The organism is Rossellomorea vietnamensis (assembly GCF_025398035.1).
Lineage (GTDB): Bacteria > Bacillota > Bacilli > Bacillales > Bacillaceae_B > Rossellomorea > Rossellomorea vietnamensis_B.
This window is the reverse complement of record NZ_CP104558.1, coordinates 185,282-210,624: the sequence shown is the minus strand read 5'-3', so window position 1 is coordinate 210,624 and position 25,343 is coordinate 185,282. Positions and strand designations below refer to the sequence as shown.

25 protein-coding genes and 1 other RNA gene are annotated in these 25,343 nt (G+C 43.6%); 6 read left to right on the top strand and 20 right to left on the bottom strand.

All coding sequences use genetic code 11. The annotated features are described in order from the left end of the window. Nucleotides 1–48 precede the first annotated feature (48 nt). Complete coding sequence (locus tag N5C46_RS01130) at nucleotides 49–183, bottom strand: hypothetical protein (protein ID WP_261750567.1); 135 nt, start codon at nucleotides 181–183, stop codon at nucleotides 49–51. Between the two features lie 372 nt (nucleotides 184–555). Here N5C46_RS01130 and N5C46_RS01120 point away from each other — a divergent pair, with 372 nt between their 5' ends. After that, entirely contained in the window at nucleotides 556–1,032 is a 477-nt protein-coding gene (locus tag N5C46_RS01120; protein WP_261750566.1) for a cytochrome c oxidase subunit II, read from the top strand. Beyond that, nucleotides 1,033–2,679, top strand: a complete 1,647-nt coding sequence (locus tag N5C46_RS01115; protein WP_261750565.1) for a b(o/a)3-type cytochrome-c oxidase subunit 1 — start codon at nucleotides 1,033–1,035, stop codon at nucleotides 2,677–2,679. Between the two features lie 294 nt (nucleotides 2,680–2,973). Here the strand turns inward: N5C46_RS01115 and N5C46_RS01110 are convergent, their stop codons facing one another. The 11 genes from N5C46_RS01110 to N5C46_RS01060 all read right to left on the bottom strand — a co-directional run bounded on the left by N5C46_RS01110 (nucleotide 2,974) and on the right by N5C46_RS01060 (nucleotide 14,642). Further along, entirely contained in the window at nucleotides 2,974–3,441 is a 468-nt protein-coding gene (locus tag N5C46_RS01110) for a GyrI-like domain-containing protein (RefSeq protein ID WP_261750564.1), read from the bottom strand. An 18-nt stretch (nucleotides 3,442–3,459) separates the two neighbouring features. Further along, nucleotides 3,460–4,974: a carboxypeptidase M32 gene (locus tag N5C46_RS01105; protein WP_261750563.1), complete on the bottom strand. Its 1,515-nt coding sequence runs from the start codon at nucleotides 4,972–4,974 to the stop codon at nucleotides 3,460–3,462. 111 nt (nucleotides 4,975–5,085) lie between these two features. After that, complete coding sequence (locus N5C46_RS01100; protein WP_261750562.1) at nucleotides 5,086–7,011, bottom strand: ATP-dependent DNA helicase; 1,926 nt, start codon at nucleotides 7,009–7,011, stop codon at nucleotides 5,086–5,088. 190 nt (nucleotides 7,012–7,201) lie between these two features. Continuing rightward, nucleotides 7,202–7,372 carry a hypothetical protein gene (locus N5C46_RS01095; protein ID WP_261750561.1) on the bottom strand — a complete coding sequence of 57 codons (171 nt, stop codon included), beginning with the start codon at nucleotides 7,370–7,372 and terminating at the stop codon, nucleotides 7,202–7,204. A gap of 97 nt (nucleotides 7,373–7,469) precedes the next feature. Then, on the bottom strand, nucleotides 7,470–8,606 hold the full coding sequence (locus N5C46_RS01090; protein ID WP_261750560.1) for a THUMP domain-containing class I SAM-dependent RNA methyltransferase: 1,137 nt from the start codon (nucleotides 8,604–8,606) through the stop codon (nucleotides 7,470–7,472). Between the two features lie 152 nt (nucleotides 8,607–8,758). Next, nucleotides 8,759–9,143, bottom strand: an RNA gene (gene rnpB, locus N5C46_RS01085) — RNase P RNA component class B. A 60-nt stretch (nucleotides 9,144–9,203) separates the two neighbouring features. Further along, nucleotides 9,204–9,515 (bottom strand): cell division regulator GpsB, encoded by a 312-nt coding sequence (gene gpsB, locus N5C46_RS01080; protein WP_034758475.1) that lies wholly within the window; start codon nucleotides 9,513–9,515, stop codon nucleotides 9,204–9,206. Nucleotides 9,516–9,632: 117 nt separating this feature from the next. Continuing rightward, a complete protein-coding gene (locus N5C46_RS01075; RefSeq protein WP_261750559.1) occupies nucleotides 9,633–10,190 on the bottom strand; it encodes an SLOG family protein in 558 nt (185 codons plus the stop codon). Between the two features lie 251 nt (nucleotides 10,191–10,441). Continuing rightward, nucleotides 10,442–10,678, bottom strand: coding sequence for a spore coat protein (locus N5C46_RS01070; RefSeq protein WP_261752246.1), 237 nt, complete (start codon nucleotides 10,676–10,678; stop codon nucleotides 10,442–10,444). A gap of 384 nt (nucleotides 10,679–11,062) precedes the next feature. After that, the gene (locus N5C46_RS01065) at nucleotides 11,063–12,355 is read right to left on the bottom strand and encodes a ribonuclease H-like domain-containing protein (RefSeq protein WP_261750558.1); all 1,293 of its coding nucleotides are present in this window, start codon (nucleotides 12,353–12,355) and stop codon (nucleotides 11,063–11,065) included. Nucleotides 12,356–12,377: 22 nt separating this feature from the next. After that, nucleotides 12,378–14,642: a DEAD/DEAH box helicase gene (locus N5C46_RS01060; RefSeq protein WP_261750557.1), complete on the bottom strand. Its 2,265-nt coding sequence runs from the start codon at nucleotides 14,640–14,642 to the stop codon at nucleotides 12,378–12,380. Nucleotides 14,643–14,853: 211 nt separating this feature from the next. On the opposite strand from N5C46_RS01060, the gene N5C46_RS01055 reads away from it, so the two are divergent. Then, nucleotides 14,854–15,303 carry an Hsp20/alpha crystallin family protein gene (locus tag N5C46_RS01055; RefSeq protein WP_061809853.1) on the top strand — a complete coding sequence of 150 codons (450 nt, stop codon included), beginning with the start codon at nucleotides 14,854–14,856 and terminating at the stop codon, nucleotides 15,301–15,303. 38 nt (nucleotides 15,304–15,341) lie between these two features. Here N5C46_RS01055 and N5C46_RS01050 read toward each other — a convergent pair whose 3' ends face one another. Further along, on the bottom strand, nucleotides 15,342–15,839 hold the full coding sequence (locus tag N5C46_RS01050; RefSeq protein WP_261750556.1) for a YppG family protein: 498 nt from the start codon (nucleotides 15,837–15,839) through the stop codon (nucleotides 15,342–15,344). A gap of 209 nt (nucleotides 15,840–16,048) precedes the next feature. Here N5C46_RS01050 and yppF point away from each other — a divergent pair, with 209 nt between their 5' ends. Next, nucleotides 16,049–16,231: a YppF family protein gene (gene yppF / locus N5C46_RS01045; protein ID WP_261750555.1), complete on the top strand. Its 183-nt coding sequence runs from the start codon at nucleotides 16,049–16,051 to the stop codon at nucleotides 16,229–16,231. Between the two features lie 27 nt (nucleotides 16,232–16,258). On the opposite strand, the gene N5C46_RS01040 is transcribed toward yppF, so the two are convergent. The 3 genes from N5C46_RS01040 to N5C46_RS01030 all read right to left on the bottom strand — a co-directional run bounded on the left by N5C46_RS01040 (nucleotide 16,259) and on the right by N5C46_RS01030 (nucleotide 18,306). Further along, complete coding sequence (locus N5C46_RS01040; protein ID WP_261750554.1) at nucleotides 16,259–16,615, bottom strand: YppE family protein; 357 nt, start codon at nucleotides 16,613–16,615, stop codon at nucleotides 16,259–16,261. Nucleotides 16,616–16,685: 70 nt separating this feature from the next. Continuing rightward, nucleotides 16,686–16,940, bottom strand: a complete 255-nt coding sequence (locus tag N5C46_RS01035; protein ID WP_261750553.1) for a hypothetical protein — start codon at nucleotides 16,938–16,940, stop codon at nucleotides 16,686–16,688. A gap of 328 nt (nucleotides 16,941–17,268) precedes the next feature. Beyond that, on the bottom strand, nucleotides 17,269–18,306 hold the full coding sequence (locus tag N5C46_RS01030) for a DUF2515 family protein (protein WP_261750552.1): 1,038 nt from the start codon (nucleotides 18,304–18,306) through the stop codon (nucleotides 17,269–17,271). A gap of 115 nt (nucleotides 18,307–18,421) precedes the next feature. On the opposite strand from N5C46_RS01030, the gene recU reads away from it, so the two are divergent. Next, nucleotides 18,422–19,030, top strand: a complete 609-nt coding sequence (gene recU / locus N5C46_RS01025; protein ID WP_261750551.1) for a Holliday junction resolvase RecU — start codon at nucleotides 18,422–18,424, stop codon at nucleotides 19,028–19,030. 104 nt (nucleotides 19,031–19,134) lie between these two features. Beyond that, nucleotides 19,135–21,873, top strand: a complete 2,739-nt coding sequence (locus N5C46_RS01020; protein WP_261750550.1) for a transglycosylase domain-containing protein — start codon at nucleotides 19,135–19,137, stop codon at nucleotides 21,871–21,873. 33 nt (nucleotides 21,874–21,906) lie between these two features. Here the strand turns inward: N5C46_RS01020 and N5C46_RS01015 are convergent, their stop codons facing one another. The 4 genes from N5C46_RS01015 to asnS all read right to left on the bottom strand — a co-directional run bounded on the left by N5C46_RS01015 (nucleotide 21,907) and on the right by asnS (nucleotide 25,306). Beyond that, nucleotides 21,907–22,422 carry a YpoC family protein gene (locus N5C46_RS01015; RefSeq protein ID WP_261750549.1) on the bottom strand — a complete coding sequence of 172 codons (516 nt, stop codon included), beginning with the start codon at nucleotides 22,420–22,422 and terminating at the stop codon, nucleotides 21,907–21,909. Then, the gene (gene nth, locus N5C46_RS01010; protein ID WP_261750548.1) at nucleotides 22,419–23,075 is read right to left on the bottom strand and encodes an endonuclease III; all 657 of its coding nucleotides are present in this window, start codon (nucleotides 23,073–23,075) and stop codon (nucleotides 22,419–22,421) included. Before nth ends, N5C46_RS01015 begins: the two co-directional genes overlap by 4 nt. Nucleotides 23,076–23,163: 88 nt before the next feature. Continuing rightward, the gene (locus N5C46_RS01005; RefSeq protein ID WP_224519646.1) at nucleotides 23,164–23,874 is read right to left on the bottom strand and encodes a DnaD domain-containing protein; all 711 of its coding nucleotides are present in this window, start codon (nucleotides 23,872–23,874) and stop codon (nucleotides 23,164–23,166) included. Nucleotides 23,875–24,013: 139 nt separating this feature from the next. Then, complete coding sequence (gene asnS / locus N5C46_RS01000) at nucleotides 24,014–25,306, bottom strand: asparagine--tRNA ligase (protein WP_142396221.1); 1,293 nt, start codon at nucleotides 25,304–25,306, stop codon at nucleotides 24,014–24,016. Nucleotides 25,307–25,343: the final 37 nt, after the last annotated feature.

Genomic DNA, 25,343 nt, shown 5'->3' with positions numbered 1-25,343 from the left:
ACCGCCTTATCTGTTATTCGAATCTTCTTTATTTTAGCACAGCAAGCCTCATTGGTGATCTTTTTTCACTTGCTGATGATGGACCTCGATGTGTATCTTCGCTTCGACCGGCATCCGGCATTGAGGGCACATAATCTTTTCAGCGAAGATTTGACAGCATTGCTTACAATAATATTTTTCCATTTGATCGTCACCTTCCTCTTCATTCCTACACCTTATGCAAGAGTTCACGAGAATGAACACACCCGATCGCCTATTTTTCAATCATTTCACACTTTTTTCACAAACCACCCCTTCAGGTGTGACATTTATCACAGATTCAAAGAGGTGTACCCGCTTATGATTGAACTATCAATTCAGTAATTTATGAATGGAAGGAATGAGTGGAATGGGAAAACCGGAATTACATCAAAAAACGGAAGTCAAAATCAAGGAACCCACCTCATTAAAAGGTACATTTACTTCGGTTTTATTTTTAGGAGGTTTTCTAGTCCTTACATGGCTTGGGGTATTCTTGCTGTTTCTTAATCGTTTTTAATTTAAGGAGTGATTTATATGCATATGCATCGTTATGAGAAATGGTGGTTAACACTGGGAACAGGGTCTCTTATCTTATTTTTAATCATATTGGGAATCAGTGCTTTTCATCAGGGGCATCAGCCTCCAAGCGCAAAGGCATACGTCAATCCTGAGCAGGTGGACAAAATCGCTCCGTTTAACGAACCCGGACTTAAAAAAGTGGAAGGAAAGACTTGGGATTATGAATTGGTATTTGTGGCATCCGCTTTTCTTTATACCCCTGGGGAAATTGAAATCCCTAAAGGATCGACACTGAAAATCACGGCTACAACCAAGGATGTTGTCCATGGGTTTGAAGTGGCAGGAACCAATATCAATATGATGCTTGAACCGGGATTTGTCAGTGAATACACAACAACACTCGACAAGGCTGGAGAGTTCCTCATTGTTTGTAATGAATACTGTGGTGTCGGTCATCACACGATGAAATCTATGTTAAGGGTGGTGGACTAGATGAAACCATTTGTAAGAATTGATAAAAAGGATGCTGCACTGGCTATGGCTCACATTTACGTGGGGTTTGCCGCTCTGGCATTAGGTGGATTTGCCGGCCTGTTACAGGTTTTGGTCCGTTCAGGCAGATTCACTTTGCCTGCAGGTATCGGGTATTATCAAGTTTTGACTGTTCATGGTGTATTACTCGGATTGGTACTGACGACATTCTTTATTCTAGGATTCCAGCATGCGGCCATTTCCCGCACGGCAGGAACCTACTCTGGAAAATCCCGCTTCATGGGGTGGCTGGGATTCTGGGTCATGCTTCTTGGAACGACCATGGCAGCAGTCATGATTTTATTAAATGAAGCTACGGTCCTTTATACATTTTATGCTCCCCTCAAGGCCCATTGGATCTTTTATTTAGGATTGACCTTTGTAGTGGTGGGCAGCTGGCTTGGCGGCGCAGGGATGATCATGAAATATATAAGCTGGAGAAAAGAACATCCTGGACAACCGGGTCCTTTACTGACTTTCATGAGCATCATCAACACCGTTTTATGGATTGTTGCCACCATCGGGGTTGCGGGGACTGTATTATTTCAGCTTCTGCCATGGTCCCTTGGTCTGGTGGACAGGGTCGACGTCCTTGTCAGCCGTACCTTGTTCTGGTATTTCGGTCACCCACTCGTCTATTTCTGGCTGCTGCCCGCTTATATGGCATGGTATGTGATCATTCCAAAAATCATCGGGGGAAAAATCTTTTCAGATTCATTGGCAAGACTTTCCTTTATCCTTTTTCTTCTATTCTCGATACCGGTCGGATTTCACCATCAACTAGTGGAGCCTGGCATTGATGCTTATTGGAAGTTCCTCCAGGTGACCCTGACGTTCATGGTCGTCATCCCTTCCCTGATGACAGCATTTTCTTTGTTCGCAACATTTGAAATGTACGGGAGAAGCAAAGGGGCTACGGGATTATTCGGATGGTTCAAGAAGCTTCCATGGGGTGACGCCCGCTTTACAGTGCCGTTCATCGGAATGGTTGCTTTCATTCCTGCAGGAGCAGGCGGATTGATCAATGCATCAAATCAAATGAATCAGGTGGTCCATAACACGATCTGGGTCACCGGTCACTTTCATTTAACATTGGCCACATCTGTCGTCCTGACCTTCTTTGGGATTGCTTATTGGCTTGTCCCTCATTTGACGGGACGTATCCTAACGAAAGCAATGAACAAATTGGCCATCGTGCAGGCTATTGTATGGGCCGTCGGAATGAGCATCATGTCTGGTGCCATGCATGCGGTTGGATTACTGGGTGCACCAAGAAGGTCTTCCTACTCCACTTATGGGGATGCACCTCAGGCACTGGATTGGATTCCCTACCAAATCGCACAGGCGATCGGGGGTACGATCCTATTCATGGGTATCATTCTCGTTCTATATATCTTTATCAACCTGGCATTCTTCGCTCCCAAGGGAGAGGAGGAATTCCCTGTCGGTGAAACGGCTGATACAGCCGAAAGGACACCGATGGCGCTCGAGAACTGGCGGATCTGGTTAACCATCCTGGCCGCTCTCATCCTCGTCGCCTACACCGTCCCATTCATCGACATGATCCAAAACGCCCCACCCGCATCTAAGGGTTATAGAATGTGGTGACAAGAAAAGCGGAAGGGGCTCGCTCTGGGGCGACAAGCATAAGATGAGTCACCCGGAAAGGCGTTCTTTGCCTTTTTGGGTGACTTGGCTTATGACCTCGAGCCCCAAGCCCCTGGAGCTGGACAATCAGAAAAGCGGAGGCGGCTTGCTCAGGCCCGACAAGCATAAGACGAACCAACCGGAAAGGCGCCCTTTGCCTTTTTGGTTGGTTTGACTTATGACCTCGAGGGCCTAGCCGCCGGAGCTGGACAATCAGCATAAGAAAAGGCTGCTTCAAATGAAGCAGCCTCCTTTTTATTTCAGTTTAATTGGGACAAACAGCTCTAATTTCCTTTTATCTTCCGTTTCGTTGATTTCACGGTCCTGGGATAGGTACTTCTCGACACTCAGTCTGGAGTAGTCTTTTTCATACCCATTCTCTTTAATCCAATTAAAGATGGCGAAATAGGCTTGTTCCACTTCCGTCGACAGCCCTTCATAAAGGGCATGTGCATATTCACCTGCAGGAAGTGACAGTTCCACCAACCCCGGTGGCAGCTTCTCCACACGATCCACCTCAACGGTACAATAATACGTAAAATCAGTCGCCCTATCATGGAATGGTGCGTATATGCATTCATCTCCATTTATATGGTGAATGGATGGGATCATCTGTTGAAACTTCGTGAATAGTCTCGGGATCTCGGACCCTCTTCCATATGGACCTGTCCAGCCTATTCCAACAAGCAATTTATCCTCTAGTGATGCTACATTAATTTCCATGATTCTTGCCTCCAATAGTTAATTTAAGGAATATACCTTTGAATACTTCTCCGTTAAATAATCGGCCAAGTATTGGGCATTGAGCCCTTCTCCAGTCACTTCCCTGATGATTTCAAGCGGTTTTTTCATCTTGCCCCATTGATGAACATGCTCGGTCAACCATTCTCTCACGGGAGCAAGATCCCCTTTTTCCAGGAGCTCTTCATAATGGGGAATATCTTCTACCATTGCACGCTTTAACTGAGCAGCATACATATACCCAAGCGCGTATGACGGAAAGTAACCAAAGCTTCCACCTGCCCAATGGACATCCTGGAGGACACCTTCTCCATTATGGGAAGGACGGATACCTAAGTATTCTTCATACTTCTGATTCCAGATTTCAGGAAGATCCTTCACTTCAATCTCATCATTGAACAACCCTTTTTCAATTTCATAGCGGATGATGATATGCAGGGCATATGTTAATTCATCAGCTTCGATCCGGATCAATGAAGGCTTCGATTCATTGATCGCTCTGTAGAAATCGTCCAATTCAACAGAATCAAACTGTCCAGTCGAATAATCCTTCAATAACGCATAATTTTGCTTCCAGAAAGAATGGTTCCTTCCAACAAAATTTTCATAAAAAAGGGATTGAGACTCATGGATACCCATGGATGTGCCCGTACATAGGGGGGTGCCCATTAAATCCTTTGAAATGTTCTGTTCATACAGGGCATGTCCACCCTCGTGGATGGTTCCGAAGACGGCTGTCCTCCAATCCTTTTCGTCATATTTAGTTGTTACCCTTACATCACCAGGGTTCAAACCAATCGCGAACGGATGGACCGTTTCATCCAGTCTTCCTGAATTGAAATCATACCCGATTTGTTCAAGGATTTTTAAACTGAAATCCTTTTGACGTTCCTTTGGAAAGTGTTCAAAAAGGAAATCGGTTTTAGGCTTATGTTCCGATTTTGAAATCTTATGTACGAGTGGGACGATCTGATCACGAAGATCTCCAAACACCTTATCCAATACCTCTACCGTCACACCCGGCTCATACATATCCAGTAATGTATTGTATTTATTACCTTCGTATCCCCAATAATCAATGAAGCGTTTTGTGAAAGCCACAAGCTTTTCTAAATAAGGCTTGAACATATCAAAATCCGCTTTTTCCTTCGCTTCTTCCCATTTCCCTTCCGCTTTCGACTGCAATACCACGTATTCTCTGTATTCAGAGGCGGGAATCTTTTTATTTCGATCGTACTCTTTTTGACACTCTTCTATCAGTTTTTGTGTCATGGGATCCAGTTGATCCATCACTGGAGATAGTTTCGCTAAGTAAGCGGCCATTTCATTGGAAGTGGACATCTCGAACAACTCCGATGAAAGCATCCCAATCACTTCTGACCGTTGTTCCGCCCCATTTTTCGGTGCGCCTGTACGCAAATCCCAGAACATCAACCCAAGTGCTTCGTTGTAGGCCGACATTTTTTTTGCATATTCGTGAAATTGATCTTTTGTCTCTAGTATAGATTCTTTCATTCAAAAAGCCCCCTTTTTTTAACATTCAATCTATTTTATCATATTTTTCTGGCAACTTGGGTCCAGAACAATTTAAAAAACCGCCTATTCAGGCGGTTTCGGTTCACTCTATTATACGTTCAACACTTCGATTCCAACGGGAAGGACGGACTCTGCCAATTCTCTATACGGGGTTTCATCATCATTCAGCAGAACGTGAACACTCCCCTTGTCATCACTTGTCCGGATCAGACGTCCGATTCCCTGTCTCAGACGAAGCATCATGTAAGGAAGATCCACCTCTTCCACGTAATGGGTGGCATGCTTTCTTTTCGCATCAAAGACGGGGTCTTTTGGCGGGAAAGGAAGTGAGTAAATGATCACTTGTGAAAGGGAATCCCCCGGCACGTCCAATCCTTCCCATAGGTGATAGGAACATAGGACCGTAGACGTTTCCTGCTGGAACTGTTCCACCGTATCACTGATCTCACGGTCACCTTCATAGATGACACTCCAGTTTTGATCCGCCTGCTGAATCTGATAGGCCCTAAAGGCGTTCATCTCATCCTTGGATGTAAAAAGAATCAATGATTTTCCTTGATTACTCTGTAATCTTTCCCAAACATATTGATTTTTCGAATCGACACCGGAATCCAATGAAGGAATATGTGCTCTCATCATCTCCTCATATTCATAAGGGGATTCCACTGAAAATTTTTCATATGTCTCAATCCCCAGTGATCGGGACACATAAGAAAAGTCCCCATTATAGGAAAGGGTGGCTGAAGAAAAGATGAATGGGATGTTTTGACTGAAAACCTGTTCTTTTAGAATTTCCTCGACTAATCTCGGCATCACAACAAAGGTGTGTTCTTCCTCTGATGTTTCCAGCCAGTAGATTCCTTTTTCATCATCTAAGAACAGTTTCAAAGAATACTGAATCTGTTCCAGATATTCTTCCACTACTTTTAACAGGTAATCATCCATCACATACATTTCGCTTTCAAAAACAAGCTCATTCAAGAGGTTCTCGATCTTTTCAGTAAGAGATCTGGCCTGCTGCAAAATCGCTTCTGAGCGCTTGATATACTGCCTGTCGGATCCAGTTTCCCCTTTGGATTCTTTCTCCAGAAGCCCGAACCACTTTTCATTGTCGAGCATGATATCTTCAATGATATAAAGAGTCTCCTCCCTCATATCAGATGAAGACAGCTTTTCTAACAGTCCCTCAAGAGTCTCCATCCTCATCCGGTAGGTCATCGCTTTTTGTGAAGCAAATTCCAACAGATGCCCTTCGTCAAAGACGACTGAGCTTGCTTCCGGAAGGAGCGGCAGCTGACCTTCCCGCTTTCTGCTGTCTTTCGTCCAGATATGTTCCATATAAAAATCATGGGAACAGATGATCAAGTCAGACGCATTCCGGTAATGCTCACGATGAAGCGTAAGACCGCAGCGATGACGATAGGCACAGGACATGCAGTCCTGGAGGGAATCCCAGCCTACAGAATTCCACTCTTCATCTGACAAGCCGGCATATTCTTTACGATCCCCGTAATGAGTGAAGCTCCTCATGGAGGAATTGTCATGGACGAAGCCCGGCAATTCTTCCCACATATCCTGATAGACATCCTTTTGAGAAGCATTCTCTTCTAACTTCTTGATACAAAGATATTGCTCCCTCGATTTGGCCAGACGGACATCTATATCAAGATCCAGTGCATTCTCAAGCTTCTCTATATCCCCTTCTTTTTTGACGATCTGCTCGATGAGGGTTTCATCCGCACAAGCAATGATGGCAGGCTTTCCCGTATACCTTGCATAGGAAAGAGCATATAACAGATACACAAGGGTTTTCCCCGTACCAACACCTGCTTCTGCAAACATGACCTGCTTATTCTTGTATGCCTGATTTAGTTGAAAGGCCATGAAAACCTGTTCATCCCGCAGATCAAACCCTTTCTCAGGCAATATATCATAAAAAACATCCCCGACCCAATCGGATAATGCTTCATAAAAGGATTGCTCCTTGGTTAATTCGAATGGTAATTTTCTTCTCATATGAACCTCCTGCATGACACAATATTTCTAATTTACTAGAATTCTTTCTTATTGAAAAGGTGTAACCGATAATTTATCTAAGGACTTTCTATAATAATAAGTACATTCTACCCAAAAAGAAAAGAGACTCTCCATACAAAGGGTGAGTCTACCAGTTGTATGGATGTCTCTAGCTTCGGAGAGAGTGCACTCAGTCGTATATTCTCTTTTTTAATAATTCATACTGAAATGCCTGATCCAGGTTTTTGGATGCTTCATGAAGATCAAGATGTACGGCCTCCGCTTCTTCACCTGTAATGGAAGAAATAGAGCTTTGTAAGGCTTGATAGATTTTGTGGAAATCGATGAAAGAATGGTCCATCCTCTTTCACTCCTCTAAAAATGATAGAACTATTATACGCAGGAAATGAAAGGGTTATTCTCAACTTCATCATCTTTTTCCAACAATACGAATCAGATCACTTTCTTGGGGGGCGCGGCCCGAAGAATTGATAATAGTCTGTCCTTATAAATCCATTGAACAATTTCCGTTTTTTTGTAGCTTGTTTCCCGTAGCATTGTTCAAAATTTTCATGGGACGTCAGCATGTAAACAGACCATGTATCCAATTTTTCAAAGGCCCTTCCCATTTCTTGATACATCTTCTCTACTTCTTTCCGTTCACCTAGACGTTCACCGTATGGAGGGTTTCCGACGATGATGCCGTATTCTAATTCCGAAGTGAAATCCCGCACTTGCATTTGCTTGAATTTCACCAGGTCCCCAAGTCCTGCTTCCAGGGCATTCTCTTTGGAAACTTCAATCATTCGATGATCGATGTCGGTACCCAGTATTTCAAGGGGCTGATCATAGTTTGCCAAATCCTCGGCTTCCAGACGCGTTTTCTCCCACACATCGGCAGGCATCAACGGCCACTCTTCTGACAGAAATTCACGATTGAAGCCGGGAGCGATATTTTGTCCGATCAGCGCAGCTTCGATGGCAATGGTCCCTGAACCGCAGAATGGATCCACGAAGGGACGGTCGGGATTCCATGTCGTTAATTGAATCAGGGCAGCTGCCAGCGTTTCCTTTAAAGGCGCTTCACCTTGTCCGATTCTATAACCCCGTTTATGGAGACCTTGACCACTTGTATCCAGGGTAATGCTTGCCACGTCTTTATGGATGGCCACTTCAAGCTTGAATAGTGGGCCGGTTTCGTCCAGCCATGACGTTCGCTTGTAAGCCGTTCGCAGCCGTTCCACTATCGCTTTTTTCACGATGGCCTGACAGTCCGGAACACTGTAAAGTTTTGATTTGACGGATTTCCCCTGCACCGGGAACTCTGCATCTACAGGGAGAAAGTCCTCCCAGGGAAGCTTCTTTGTATTTTCAAATAGTTCGTCAAAGGAATACGCCTTGAACTCACCGACAAAGATTTTAATCCTATCTGCGGTTCTCAACCACATATTGGCCCTTGCAATGGCCGTTTCATCTCCCTTGAAGATGACCTTTCCATTTTCGACCTGACATTCATATCCCAATTCCTTCACTTCTTTGGCAACAATGGATTCTAAGCCCATCGCTGCCGTTGCAATCAACGTATATGTACTCATCTTTGTCACCCCGTTCATAAATATGCCACTACCACTAGTATGGTCCTGTTTCATGTAAAATAAAAAGGACTGATACAAAAGAGCAGTGTATTACCTGCATGTATCAGTCACTTGCATTATTTAATCCATATTGCTCTTATCCCGTAATAGTGTTCTGTAAGCCATGTTTTGTTCCGTTGTACTGCAGGCGACTGTTCGTCTCGTACTCGGGTGGTAATCATCTATCTACAAAGGAAATTCCTTTGTCCCTCTCTTCGTTCAATTCCTTTGAGAGGATTCCCCTACCAAATTTGGGTTTCTCGCTCGTGGGGTTTACCTCGTTCCACTCCTGCCATTTCTAACAGGACTTCGTCACTGTGGCACTTTCAAAGTAGTCACACCATATCCGTAAAGGACGTAGGTGTTTTCCCTGCCGTCAGCCCGGGTTGGACTGCCCTAGCTTATGAATTGGCTAGGCACGAACACTACGTGCATCTCAGCACCGTGCGAGCATGGACTTTCCTCTACAACGAATCGTTGCAGCGATTACCCAAACACCATTAAGGATCAGCAATACCTAATTATACGTTAATTCCCCCAAACATTCAACTGGAAATATCAGTCGTATAATTTGTTACCAAAAACGTGTTTCTCTAAATTAGATAAACGTTTTAAAATATCGAAATTCGTGGTTCCGGTCTGTTGAGGCGGTGCCGCTGAACGCTGTTGTTTCAAAGCACCCTCAGCCTGCTTTTTCAATCGCAGGTTTTCCTGCTGTAAGTCTTCTATCTCCTGATGAAAGGTTTCATAGTCTTTAATAATCAAATCTAAAAATTTATCCACATCTTCCGGCTTATATCCCCGCATTCCACTTTTGAACTCTTTTTCGAGAATATCCTTTGCCGTTAACTTCACTTTATCTGAGATCATTCTATTCACCTCTATATTTATCACTATCATTTTTTCAAATAACCATCAATTTGTCAATCGTATTTCTTCCTTCAGTGAATCCATTTCCTCTGAATAGCTTCGTAAAGTCATGATTCTTCAGTCTGTCTTCCACTGTTCTTCTTCAACGATCCACTGTAAATCATGGAAGCTGATTGCCCTGAGGTCAAAAGATGGGTCGGATTGTTTCTTTTTTTTCGCTTCTTCATAGAAATATTTAGGCGAACCTTCTTTTTCCTCATCGTATAGGATCACACACGAATGGCTTTTGTGTAAAAATAATTGATTCTTGTTACGGAACTGCTGAGGATTCTTATAAGGATCTTTCGAGATGGTTTCGACAAAATCGGCTTGAGAAAGAATCAGCTCATAGTATTCCTTATTCTGTTCGTTCCAGTTTTCCTCCTGAGAAATAAAAGGGGTCAGTACGGCAAGTTTAAGATCAGCGTAGTCTTCCTGAAGCTCAAATACAACTTCCGCTCCCCAGAGCTCTACGCCAAGCTGCCCGCTGATAAGGACCCATTCCAATCCTTCATCCAGGAGGGATACCAGTTCTTTCTTCAATGCTTGCTTTATGTAATGAACCGCTTTGTCATCCTGCTTGAAAATTCCTAATTCAAAGGATTTATATCCAGTAATGCATGCAACATTCCCCACATGGAAAACCCCTTTAATAAACTTTGGGCACCTTTGATTCTCTTTACTAGCGTACCCCAAACCTTCTCACTCTATTGTATCATATTTCACGGATTTCTGAGACAGGGAAATATCCATCCAGGGATCTCCCGACATAAAAAAGAAGAGATGCCTCCGTAAAGACTGTATCCTCCTTAGGAAAGTGATACAGTGCCGGGCACTGTATCACTGAATACAGTCTTTAGAGTCATCCCTCCGATATCATGGTGATATTATCTTCCCATACCGTATGGTCCGAATGGTGGTCTTGGACGAGGGCCGAATCCCGGGCCTCCTGGTCCTACTGGTCCTACTGGGCCTCCTGGTCCCCCACCACAATTAAACTGCTGGTGAGACACACTGTCTACTTGAGATTGAGTGTGAGGGAAATAATGTTTATGTTGATACATGACATTATTCACATTGGTTGTGTGTGTCGGGTGAATATGAGGCACCTCATAGGTAGTCATGTTGTGATTCACACAACATTTCGTCGGGTGCATAACTGCAGGAAGCACTTGATTAGGTCTTGGTCTACAATACATCGTAACGCTCTCCTTTCATCTCTTAGTGATTACACTTATAGCCTATGAAACGAAGAGGGTACATGTACTAATGCAAATACCTATTTTTAGGAGTTATTTCCGAATACTTACATTAAGCTATATAAACTTTGTGAATAATTGGTAAAAACAAAGGCTGTTAAACCAATGACGACAAAGAACAAAATTAAGATGGCACGGTTCACTTTCATCATTCCTTTTTTCATAAAAAATTTTCAACACAATTAATTATTTTACATCTACTTTAGAAAATTCTCAATATAAAAATAAGAAGATGGAACCACTTTCACTCTATAAATTTTCCTCTTCGCTCCTTCGGGTAACAAAACCTATATGTTTGTCTATTTTCTTCTCGATCCTAGCCTTGCGGTGATTCAGATTTCCTATTATCGTGTGGTGCTTCCCATTTGTTTCCCCTATACTTTCCTTCAGGGCCAGAAGGCGGCTGCACATCTCCAGAGCACGCTGCAGGTCCTTTGTTTTGTGCTCATACAATTTGGCCAATTCCAACAGGACCACTTTCCGTATGGGAACAGGTGCGTTCTCATGGATGCCCTCCCACAACTCAATCGCCTTTTGTTCCCGTTTTTCTTTTTTATATTGAAGGGCAAGCTGGTGTACTGCCTTAAAGTTCGGCTCTCCGTTCTCTTTAATGATTTCCTCGTAGCGTTCCTTGGCTATTTTCCCGTTACCCGTATACTCGAGCCATCTGCCGACTTCGAACCGTTCATGCCCTGTCGCCTTGTCATGGACGTTCAAGAGCTGGAACGTCAGGTGGGTATAAAGCGTGATAAGGGATAAGATATCCAGCTCGTTGTGGGTCATGACCTTGAAGATCCCTTCTGGATCTCTACGCTCGATATAGTCGAAATAAATCATGGGTGCAAGGTATCCGGGCACATCATCAATCCTGTTAAACCCAAGGATGTTCCGTTCTACGTTTATGAGCTTGACGGAGTCCAATTTATGCTTAAAGAGTCTTCTGGAACCGTGGTAAAGGTCAAAATGCCCAAATCCAGGCAGTTTCGGTACATGATCCTTAATAAGGGTATGCCTTGTCTTGACCTGTGGCCAATCAAAGGCTTTCCCATTGTACGTCACCAGGGTATTGTAATCCACATTGCTCAAGAAGCTGTGGTATAAAGGGATTTCGCTTCCCGGCTGCGGCAGGAAGTGCTGCGTGACGATCACTTCTTTATCCGTTACCCTTCCATGCCCCAATAGGAAGATGGTATTTCCCACCCCTCCGCCAAGTCCTGTCGTTTCCGTATCGAAAAAAAACATATCTTCATGACTAAGCCCTTTGGAAGACAAGGGATGTTCCCCTGTAAACCCCTGCCATGCATCAACGGCTTTAATAAAATCCTTGAACGTGTAATCCCCATGCTGGTGGTGAATGGGATAACGCTTTTCCCTTACCAGGCAGAAATCATCATCAAGAAAATACGCAGTCGTTCCATTTTCTTTCCATAGATCCCAAAAGGGCAGATCTGCTGAATGGTCTGCAGGCCGTGCTGCAGGCTCCCCGTCTTCTTCCCGGATAATATGCTTTTTCATTCTGGTTAATTTATTTTTCAATGACATGCCGGTTTCCTCCTTCCATTTTTCATTGAAGGAATTGACGAAGAAGTTTCAAAGAATCGAGTTTGGCAGAATCCATAGAATGCTCCATCCCGATACAGGACGGACACCCGCTTTGGCATGGGCATCGTTCAATCATGGAAGTCGTCTCAACAAGAATCTTCTCTATCTGTTCATATACCATTTCACTGAGCCCGATGCCGCCAGGATACCGGTCGTAAATAAAGATGGTCGGCAGCTCATTATGGGCAGCCTTGATTTGTGGAACCACAAAAATATCGCTCGGGTCGCACATGACAAATAATGGGATGATCGATTTCAAGCTTTGGGAAGCCCCGATAAGCCCCTCTTCAAGTCTTTCCTGGCTGAAAGATTCTGCGTCTTTTAATGAAATCCAGCTGGAACTTGTATGGAGCTCCTCTTCAGGTAGATGAATCGGACCTGATCCGATATTTTCATGGGTATCAAATTTGATTTTCTTGAAAATCGTGGCCATCGCTTGAACGGTCACATCCCCGAATGCAACTTCGAACATGTCTGACTCTCTCATTTTGTCTGTTTCGAGTACCCTTAATTGAACGGCCAGATTGGCGTCCGTAAAATAATCCACATCCACTTCCCTTACGAATGCCTTCTTTTCTTCCCAGTCCAGCTTCTCTACTTGAAACTGAACACCTTGATGTAAATAGATCGCTTCATCATGAAGTAAAGTCATGGCTGAGAAACGGTCCATTTCCCCAATGACCTTCACGGCTGAAATATCAGTTTGATCGATGATGATGACATTTTCCTGTGACGCCGAACGAAGACTGATGTTATGTGCAGGGAAAACATCGTTCATCCAATACCACTTGTCTCCATTTTTATGAACGACCCGCTCTTCTACGAGAAATTCCAGTATATCTTCCATTTCATGACTGCCAAATTGCTCTCCTTCCCTGAAGGGCAGCTCATAAGCAGCACATTTGATATGATCGATGAGAATGATTAAATTATCAGGATTGATCCGTGCAGTTTCAGGAGTCTGCTCAAAGAAATAATCCGGGTGTTCGATGATGAATTGATCCAGCGGACTGGAGCTCGCCACCATGATGACCAGGGACTCACCATGTCTTCTCCCTGCCCTTCCTGCCTGCTGCCAGGCACTTGCGATCGTGCCGGGGTATCCCGTCATGATACATACTTGCAATTGGCCGATGTCGACACCCAGTTCAAGGGCATTTGTACTGACAACGCCATATATATCACCCTGCCTCAAGCCTCTTTCAATTTCTCTTCGCTGGGTGGGAAGATACCCCCCCCGATAGCCCCTGATCGATTTCGCGCCTAATTGACTTTTCACCAACTCTTGTAAATAGGTCAGAATGATCTCCACCCGTACCCTGCTTCTCGCGAATATGATGGTTTGCACTTTATTTCTCAATAGCTCGCCAGCGATTCTCCTCACCTCGAGCGTTGCACTGCGACGGATATTGAGGGGTTTATTGACGATGGGGGGATTGTAGAAGACGAAATGTTTCTTTGCACTTGGCGCCCCGTTATTGTCGATTAAATTCATTTCCGTTCCTGTCAATTGCTCCGCCAGTTCTTTTGGGTTGGCAATCGTTGCCGATGTACAGATGAATACGGGGGAAGCTCCATAGAATTCACAAATGCGTTTCAATCTTCTGATCACATTGCTGACATGGGATCCAAACACCCCTCTATAAATATGAAGTTCATCGATAATGACATATTTCAGGTTCTCAAAAAGGGACACCCATTTCGTATGATGAGGAAGGATCGCCGAATGCAGCATATCAGGATTTGTAATGACGATATGTCCGGCCTTCCTCACCTTTTGACGGATATTTGCAGCTGTGTCCCCGTCGTATGTATAGCTATTAATGGAAACCTCGGCCTCTGCGATGATTTCGTTCAGCTCACTCTTCTGGTCCTGGGCAAGTGCCTTCGTAGGGAAGATATACAATGCCCGGGAATCCGGCTGATCCAAAATGGTTTGAAGCACAGGGAGATTATAGCAAAGGGTCTTACCAGAAGCGGTTGGAGTGACGGCTGTGAAACTTTTCCCTTCCATGGCAAGCTGGAAAGCGGAACTTTGATGGGTATAAAGCCGTCCCACCCCTCTCCTGTGCAACGCTTTTTTAATTCTTTCATCTATTTCAAATGGCAAGTCTACCAATTGAGCAGGTTTTTCATCAATGGTATGCCAATGAACAATCTGTTTATTGAAATCAGGATCTTTCTTAAAATATTCGATCAACTGCTGAAGGTTGTTCCTCTTAAACATCTCTATCACCTCTCCTATTCATTTTACCGAATCTATGTTCGAAACTAAAGTAAAAAAAACACCTTTCCATATTCATCCTTTTCCAAAAGGGAATGAGGCGAGCGAAAGACACTCTTTCTTTTTTTCTAATTGGCTGTATAGGACAAATGCACATTTTCGTGGGTGTGGCATAGGCTAGTATGAATACGTTTCCCGTGAAAGGAGCATACCCATGTCCAAGGATTCAAACAAAGGCGGTTTTGGTGACCTGATGCATTCCATGAATGAATTCTTCCATGAAAGACCGATGAAAGGCATGTTACAAAGTATCGATGAATTCTTCACATCTTCTGCCAACCCATTTGGCTCATTCCCCGTTGAATTGAGTGAAGCCGACGATCATTATCTCGTCACTGCAGAACTTCCCGGTGTAAACCGAGAGCAAATACAACTCGATGTGTTTCCTCAGTACATCACGATCTCCGTGACCCATAAAGAAATATATTCAGAAGAAAATGAAAAGCACCAGACAATCAGAAGAAAGCAATCCATGAGAAAAAGCAGCAGGACCGTATCCTTTCCAAGAACCGTTAACGAAAAGAATGTGAAAGCTTCCTATAAAGATGGTTTGTTGTCAGTAAAAGTGAACAAGGAATCTGGAAAGAGGATCCAAATCGAATAAAAGATAAAGGAGCTGCGTGAATGCAGCTCCTTTTCTTTCTAGAATTTAAATATCCCGCCTAAGCCTTTTACAAGAGATGAAACTTGATTGATGGCACCCATCATCTGTCCTGTCGTATTCATCATTTTGTTGAAATCCAATGATCCGTCCTGCGACTTAAAGGAGTTCATGATGCCGCTTACCCCGCCTGAAGAAGGTTTCGCCATAAAAGACGCTTTCGGGTAGGGATTTGCGTATGACTGCTGCTCCATCGCTTTCATTTGATATGGATTATATTCTTTGTGCTGAAGAGGATTTTCAAAATATGGATTCATTTGCTGAGGCTGATTCATCTGCTGATATTGATTCATCTGACTCGAGGCACCTGTATAAGGTCCATCCGGCTGTGGTAAATAATTAGGTTGATAAGGTCCATAATTCGGCGGTCTCATCCCCTGCGTCGGATAGTTCACCAACGGACCCATATTCTGAGGCTGTAAATGGTGATATGGGTACGGCTGAAACCGCATTTGTCTCGAATATGGTGTAGAATTCATACTTAGCCCCCCTACTTTTAGTGGTTACACTATTTTATGTAAGAATGGAAAAATGGTGAAAGAACCCATAAAGAATTTTCGACAACTGTGAGAAGAATGTCGGAAGTTACACTATTCTTACAACTTAAAGAAAGGGTTTTCTATGATAGGATGAAGGTAGAAAGAGCTATGATCATTCATATGAAATATGTGTATTGGGAGGAATCAAGATGAACCTTAACGAATTGCTGAAAAGATATGAAAGCAGTAAACAGTATCAAGCAACCGACCAACAAGAACTTCTTACACTGGCCAAAAAACTTTATATTTCGAATGAAATCTCCTTTCATCACTACAAAGGATTAGCGAAAGAGATCAATACAATAGAAGAAAATGCGATTTCAACTCCATAAGAAAGAGGCTGCCAAAACGGCAGCCTCTTATTTTCCGTTCAATTCATCGAGTTCGGTACCGAGAACGTACGAAACAGATTGGTAATGACTGATGAACCGGTTATAACTGGATTCAGGAAAGAAACAGTGAACCGATAACATTTCAATGTTATCGAACGTATTGAGAATCTGAGGGAAATGGATGTGCTTAGGCTTAGTATCTTTGATCCAATTCAGGGACAGGTCTTTCCATCGGTCATTCTTTTCTTTCACTTCGTCCGCAAACGGCTTCACTTCAGTATAAAAGTCCCCTTTTTCACCTGACTCGCGCCTGCTTTTATATTCACTTATCATCTTCTCGGACAGGACGAGAAGCTCTTCCGTAACGTTTATCAATTCTTTCAAAAAAAGCCCTCCATAAAAAATCTAGACAAAAAACAAAAGTAGCACCATGCTACTTTATTATAAAATCAGTTTAAGACGTCTTAAAGGATAATTCAAGTTTTTGTAAGACATAGGATTTTTCTCTATTCTTCATAATAGCCGTTTTAGACCCTGTCTTTCTCTCCATTGAACTTAATTGACTGTCCATTTTCTGTATCTGATCGGAAAGGGTGCCAAGTCCTTCTTGCTCTTCGACCGAGATTCGGTCATGCAGGCTCTGTTCCAACTGATTGAGGCTTTCTTCGATTTCAGCTAACTTTAACATAATATCTTGTTTTGGAAGCATGTGAATCCTCCCACCTTTTTTTTTGGATTAATACAGTAATTCTCCGTCCTTTTTCCTTTCCCTCCCCCCCTGACAAAACTAGAAGCGTTTCGCCAAAGAAAGTGCAAATAGGACATTCCTACAGGATGTTTCGACACCTCCTGAATAAAAGGACCCAAAACTCAAAATACTAAGGGTGGAGGTGTGACTCAATGAAAAATCCAAAAAACAAACAAAACAAAGCAAACCAAGCCGAAACCAAAGCATCCAAAGGCAACCCTAAACTAGAGGGCGAAAACAGACCATCAACCTAAGAAGTTATACTATTCAAAAGAAGATGCGGACATTTTCAAAATGTCCGCATCTTCTTTTTCTTTCGACCAGGCCATATCCCCTTGAAAAACTTCTTGGTGACTGCCATTTTCTGCAGTTGCCGCTGCTTATGGAAAAACCACTTTGTCATGATGACGTCTCCAGGAAGTTCCTGCTTTTCATACCAGTTCCCCTCAATAATTTTGTCGACGGACCAGTCCGTGTGATGAGCCCAATTATGGGTTATTGGACCGTATGCCTTTTTAAGAACAGGTGTATTCGTTTCAGGGACTCCACGGCAATATTTCTCGTAATCCGTCCTGGTACCTGTATGCTCGACCTTTAAAGCAAACTCAAGAAAGAGACTATGGTAATCAGGATGAAATAATAGTTCAAACAGGAGGTTACCCAACTTGATTCTATTTTCAACCTTTCTGAAACCATGTACACTCGCCCCATAAAGGTCTCCATGTAAAGTAGGGAAAAGGACGGAACTGAAATGCAGGTGGTCTTCTAAAAAGAAGAGCGACGAGCCAAACACCTTTCTCTTGTACAGCCCATGCTCGATGACCGGCCCCTGGATAAGATGCTGTTCATTTATGATGAGTGACTGCACCAATCGCCTTTCATCCCTCTCTTCCCAGAACCGGTTCCATTCCTCTTGCATGAAATGCGAAATGTGAAAGTCTTGAAAGAGATGAAACATTTTCTTCTTATATAACGTCGAATAATGATAGAGAAGGAGTTGAGGGAATGCATCCTGAAAGATGCTCCAATTCGCCCTTTCATATGTCATAAACAGAAGATCACATGTCTTATGACTCAAGAGGTCGGGAAAGATATCCCCCTTTAAATCGGTCATATTCCATCCAGCATTCCTTGATACCATAGAGGCCAGGAAAGACCATTTTATCTCAGGATGAAGGAGAAAAAATGTTTGATAAGCTTTTGTGCGTGATATATTATCCTGATTGTATTCATCCACCAGATGATTTACATCGTGTATCCATTCTTTTGTACGTTTAGGTTCAGGTAAATAGGGTAAAAAGCGATAAGTATTGCTGAATTTATCCATCCTTCCTATCCCACCTCCCCATCTAATCCTAGAATGAGGAGATTTGTAAACAATTATTCACACAAAATGGAGTGGTTTCTGTTATGATATAGATTAGTCTGCGAGGTGAATTACCATGAAATTCCATTATCCCAATGGAAAGAAATATGTGGAAGCGACATTACCCTCAAAAAAACCAAAGGCAAAACCGAAACAAGTATCGTACAGCAATAGAGGGATGACACTGGAAGAAGATATCAACGAAACCAATCAATTTTATTTGACGTTTCAAAAAGCGGTGATTCACAAAAAACCCACCCCGGTTCAAATTGTGGATGTTCACTATCCTTCAAGGAGTGCCGCAGTCATAAAGGAAGCGTACTTTAAACAGCCGTCAACGACAGACTATAACGGGGTCTTCAAAGGAAGATACATTGACTTTGAAGCGAAGGAAACGAAAAATAAGACGTCCTTCCCCCTTCAAAATTTTCATGAACACCAGATTCTTCACATGGAGTCGGTCCATAAGCAGGAAGGCATCACTTTCGTACTCATTAGGTTCTCCCTCTCAGAAGAGGTATTCCTCCTACCTTACGAGGCACTGCGTGTTTACTGGGACCGCATGGCAGGTGGCGGGAGAAAATCAATCAAGCGGGAGGAAATGGAAGAGAAAGGGTTCTCCATTCCATTGGGACTCCATCCCAGGGTCGATTATTTAAAAATAGTCCATCAGTTATATTTTTAGTTTATGAAAAATGAGTTAATCTATATTTTATCTCATTATGAGTAGTATATTTTTAATCTTAGACAATACTAAAAACAGAGAAGACCTGAAAGTGAGGAAACAATATGGCTGGTCAATATAAGTCAAGGGAAGAAAAACGCCTGGCCCAACAGAAGTCTAAATCCCCTAAGGGCAAGAAAAAAGGCTCTATGGTTAAGCGCGTCATTATATCATTATTTATTATCGGGATCATCGGTATGCTCGCGGGTGCAGGGTTATTTGCCTATTACGCATCAAGCGCACCAAAGCTTGACGAAAAATTGCTGAAGGATCCGATCGCATCCGAGATTTATGATATGAACGGAGACCTGATCACGACTGTAGGAAAAGAAAAACGGGAGTATGCAAACTTCGACGACATCCCTCAGGTCATGCAGGACGCCGTCATTGCAACGGAGGATAACCGATTCTATAAACATAATGGGATCGACCTCATCCGTTTAGGTGGTGCAGTCATCGCCAATGTGACCGGAGGATTCGGTTCAGAAGGTGCTTCTACGATCACCCAGCAAGTCATCAAGGGCTCTTTTTTAAGCCCTGAGAAAACCTTGAAGAGAAAAGCACAGGAAGCGTGGCTTGCTCTGAAACTTGAACAGGAATATACAAAAGAAGAAATCTTTGAAATGTACTTCAATAAGGTCTATATGTCCGACGGAATCAATGGGATGGCGACAGCTGCCGATCATTATTACGGTAAGGACATCAAGGATATCGAACTGCACGAAGCAGCTATGATTGCGGGACTTCCACAAAGCCCGAACAATTATAACCCTCTTAAGCACCCTGAAAGTGCAGAGAAAAGACGTAATATCGTTCTGTCATTAATGGCTCAGCACGGAAAAATTACGGAAAAAGAAAAGAAAGCCGCACAAGCCGTCCCGATTACAAAAGGACTGGTATCGGCTGAAGAAGTGGAAAAGAAAAACGGAGATAAGTATCCTGCATTTGTGGATGCTGTCATAGATGAAGTACAGAAAATGGGGGATTACAACCTATTTTCCGATGGCTTAAAAGTCTATACAACCGTCGACCCGGATGCCCAAACACGATTGGAAGAAATTTTGGCAGGTGAAAACACGAGTTTCAGCTATCCGGAAAATCCGGATGAGCCGATGCAGGCCGGTGTGACCCTCATGGATACGAAAACAGGGGAAATCAGGGCCATTGGCGGCGGAAGAGAACAAGATCCCGAGGTCAAGCGTGGTTTCAACTACGCCATCGACTCCAAGCGTCAGCCGGGATCGACCATCAAGCCGTTGCTTGACTACGCTCCTGCCATCGAACATCTAAAATGGTCAACCTACCATATTTTAAAAGATGAGCCCTATGAATATTCAAATGGAACGGAAATCAACAACTACGACGGTCAATTCAAAGGACCGATCACCATCCGTGAAGGACTGTGGGATTCCCGGAATATCACAGCTTTAAAAGCCTTCCAGGCTGTTGGAGCTGAGAAGGCGGCCGATTTCGTCAATGGACTGGGACTGAAGTTCGACCATTACTATGAATCAGCTTCCATTGGAGGGGTTTCACCTGGTGTAAACTCCGTACAAATGGCGGGTGCGTATGGTGCATTCGGTAATGAAGGTGTTTATAATAAGCCTCACACCGTAACGAAAATCGTCCTGCGCGATGGAGAAACAGAAATTAAGAATGAAAACAAACCTCAACCGGCGATGAAGGAATACACGGCTTATATGGTTTCCGATATGCTGAAAAGCGTCATCGATCACCCGCAGGGTACGGGTAAATTCGCTAAAGTGCCCGGGTTGCCGATGGCAGGTAAATCAGGTACGACCAACTATTCCCAAGAAGAGCGGGATAAATATGGCATCGCAAAATCAGGTGCACCTGATTCATGGTTTGTAGGATACACGACCAATTACACGGCAGCCGTTTGGACCGGTTACAAGACTCAATCCATTCCACTGTCCCCTACTGATCGCCATGTCGCTCAATATATCGTAAGTGACTTGATGAGCTATGTTCATGATGGCGTCGATACAGCTGACTTCAAAAAGCCTGACAGCGTAGTGGAATCGAAAGTGGAAATGGGAAGCGATCCTGCGAGACTGCCAAGCGAATATACACCTGATGACAGAATCATCACAGAACTATTCGTGAAGGGAACGGAACCTTCCAAAGTTTCCAAGGAATTCGATAAAATCGATGCCCCTTCCAAACTGAAAGGGAAATTCAATAAGAAGGATAAAACCATCACCCTTGCATGGGATTACGGTAAAGAAAAAGACGTACAGTTCGAAGTTTCCGTATCCATCAATGGTGAAGCGAAACAAGTCTTGACAACTACAGATAAAAAAGGATTAAATGTCGAAAACATTCAGTCCGAAGGTACCTTCACCTTTGAAGTTGTAGCCATTTCAGGTGATCAACGAAGTAACCCTGCATCCGTAAACGTAGAAGTTAAAGGGGATAAAAAGGATGAAGGAAAGCCGGAAGATGACAATGAAGGCAACAACGACAATGGTCAAGGAAACGGAAATGACCAGGGAAATGGCAATGGTAATGGTCAAGGAAACGGAAATGATGATAACTCCGGCAATGACGGCGGTACTCCAGGTAACGAGGATGGTACCACTCCCCCACCTGAAGGAGACGGGACCGGAGACGGAGGAACAGGCGGTGGCGGTGACACTGGAACCGGTGATGGCGGAACGACCGGTGACGGCACTGGCGGAACCGGCACCGGTGATGATACCGGGGCTGGAACGGGAACCGGCACCGGTGATGGCACTGGTACACCTGCTACTCAATCAGAACCTGGAAGAAATCAAGAATAAAAATAAGGCAACGAGAGATTTTCTCTCGTTGCCTTATTTATTTGCCCATTGATTCAAAGCCTGATGCTTGGCATATTGCTTATGTTGTTCTTCAAAAAGCTGGGACAGCTGAATAAACGAGTGATAGAGTGCCGGATTATTTCTGATGAAGGTTAAACGTTCAATGACATTAACAGGCTTTAAGGAAAAGTGTCCAATTGATGACTGCCAATTCTCCAACCTGACCGGATGCTTATTGCTCCAATACAAAAGCACATAAAACCTGGCAATACTTTTTCTCATTGACTCCGATATGCCTTTTGAGCGGCCTTTAAATAGCACGTTAAGATGCTCCTCTTCTTTTTTCCACTCCATGAGGATGTCTTTTACCCATGCCCCTTGAACCTGCCAAGGAAGGGAATCCGCACCCCTCCCATTGTAATAAAGGAGTTCATATGCAAAAAATGGTTCACAAGGTTCAAAGTGAGTCTCATCGATCTTTACTCTATCCCCAGAAAAGAAAAAGGGATCTCTCAATTCGATCGGTATGTTGAAGACGGTATCACTCATATGCGGACCTTTTTCTTCAATCTTTTCTGACCTTCCCTGCACAGGTCTACCAGGGGACAAACCTCGCATTGAGGAGATTGCGCCTTACAGTGATACCTCCCGAAAAAAATCAACCGGTGATGGGTTTCGGACCACTCTTCTCTCGGGATCTTTTTCATTAACGTTTTTTCCACTTCCAATACACTGTCTTTCCACCTGCAGATTCCCAACCTTTTACTGACGCGTTCCACATGGGTGTCGACTGCTAAGGCGGGTTCTCCAAAGGCAACGGAAACCACGACGTTTGCCGTCTTCCTGCCCACGCCGGGAAGCTTCACTAATTCCTCATGTCTTTTCGGCACTTCTCCCCCATACTCAGTAAGGAGGATTTCACATAGTTTGCGGATATTTTTAGCTTTATTACGATATAGACCGATAGAGCGTATATCCTGTTGGACTTCCTCCAATGAGACCTCCAGATAGTCCTCAGGTTTTTTATATTTCTCAAATAAACCTTTTGTCACTTTATTCACCAGGACATCCGTACACTGCGCCGATAGAAGGACTGCTATGACGAGTTCAAAGGGATTGTCATGACGGAGTTCACAATGTGCATCGGGGAACATTTTTCTCATTTCATCGAGACAAATATGTATTTGTTTATTATTTAACATGTTTCCTGCTACCTCCAACCCAAGGAATGAATTGTATCAAAAAAAGAGACCAACCCAAAGATGTGAGAGTCAGTCCCCTTTCATTGTTTTATTGCTCAAGCCAATTATAGAATGGTACTGATTTTCGCTTTGGAGAAGAAGCTGGTTCATTCGAAGCAGCCGGTTTTTGGTGAGACCTGAAGCGCTGGCTTTGGCTCCGTGCATCTTCAATGGTCTTCACACCATTTTTCTTCCATTCAAAAAGGATTCGATCGATGTATCTGAAGTTCAGCTTCCCTGAAATGACCGCTTCCCTCAATGCCGCTTTAATGATAATGGCATTGTGATCATCCTGATCCAGCCACATGGCCAGGGTCTCACATTCCAATGGAGAAAGAGGGCGGCCGAATTCCTGTTCGAATGTCGTATAGATATCCGCTTCTTCTTCCATCGATTGCTGCATTTGTTTCATTTTCGAATCCTGGATGACGAATTCCGCCATCTTTTCCCATAGTGGATTGAGAGAATACTTCTCAAATAGGATCCCTTCTGCTGATGAACCTTCTTCAATCGATAAAAATCGTTGTTGAATGAGCTTTCGTAATAGGGATGAACAAAATTCACTGGAAATGCTCATGGGACTGGAAAGCTCTTCCGGTGTGGGAAAATAGTTTCCCTTTTCCAAGTGCCCGTAAATATGCAAAAGCAGGACAAATTCTGATTCATTTAAGCCCAGTGTATGGTAGTTTGATAATAATAATTGCGGGATGTTCAGTGTCCCCTCTTCGATCCAGGACACCATTAATTGTTTATAATCCATATTCAGTACACCTCACTCATTAGTATATCATGATTCAATATATGTGGACATGGTTATGGATTAGAAGAAAGTTGGAAAAAACAAAAGAACCGGCAGGGATTGCGTGTAAGCAATCCAGCCAGCTCTAAGGTCAGTGTAATTAAGGATACAGACGGTTGAGTAGACGTGGGAATGGGATGGTTTCCCTTACGTGTTCTACTCCGCTGATCCAGGCTACTGTTCTTTCAAGTCCAAGACCGAAGCCGGAGTGAGGGACAGATCCATATTCCCTTAATTCCAGATACCACTTGTATGCGTCTGTAGCGAGTTCATGCTCTTCGATACGCGCTTTCATAAGCTCTGCATCATGGATACGTTCTGAACCACCGATAATTTCCCCATACCCTTCAGGAGCAATCAGGTCGGCACATAATACCACATCATCACGATCCGGATCCGGCTGCATGTAAAAAGGTTTTAGTGAAGTCGGATAATGGGTGATGAACACAGGCTTATCATAACTTTCAGCAATGGCCGTCTCGTGCGGAGCACCAAAGTCATCTCCCCACTCGATATCATCAAAGCCTTTTTCATGCAATAATTTCAGGGCATCGTCATATGTGATGCGCGGGAACGGAGCTTTGATCTGCTCAAGTTTAGACACGTCTCTTCCAAGGCGGTCCAATTCAAGCTTGCAGTTATCCAGTACGGATTGAACGATATAAGAAACATATTGCTCCTGTACTTCAAGGTTGTCCTTGAAATCATAGAAAGCCATTTCAGGCTCGATCATCCAGAATTCGATCAGATGACGACGTGTTTTAGACTTCTCCGCCCTGAATGTAGGACCGAATGAGAATACTTTCCCTAATGCCATGGCTGCCGCTTCCATATAAAGCTGACCGCTTTGGGATAGGTATGCATCTTCTTCAAAATATTTAGTGGCGAATAATTCAGTCGTTCCTTCCGGTGCACTTCCAGTGAGGATCGGTGGATCCACCTTGACGAATCCTTCTTGATTGAAGAATTCGTATGTAGCACGGATGATTTCGTTCCGCACCTTCATGACGGCATGCTGCTTGCGGGAACGAAGCCAAAGGTGACGATGGTCCATCAGGAATTCAGTTCCATGCTCCTTCGGTGTGATGGGATAATCCACGGCTTCGTGGATCACTTCCACGCTCTTCACCTGCAGCTCGTATCCAAACGGTGAACGGGAATCTTCCGAAACCGTTCCTGTTACATATAAAGACGTTTCTTGAGTCAATGATTTTGCTTTTTGAAAGATTTCTTCTTCCACTTCACTTTTGACGACAACACCTTGAATGAATCCAGTACCGTCACGAAGCTGAAGAAAGGCAATTTTTCCACTTGAACGTTTGTTGGCAAGCCACGCTCCGATGGTTACTTCTTCACCAACGAACTTACTTACTTGAGATATAGTAGTTTTCACGATTTTTTCCCTCCAAAAAAACTAAGACGCTTATGTA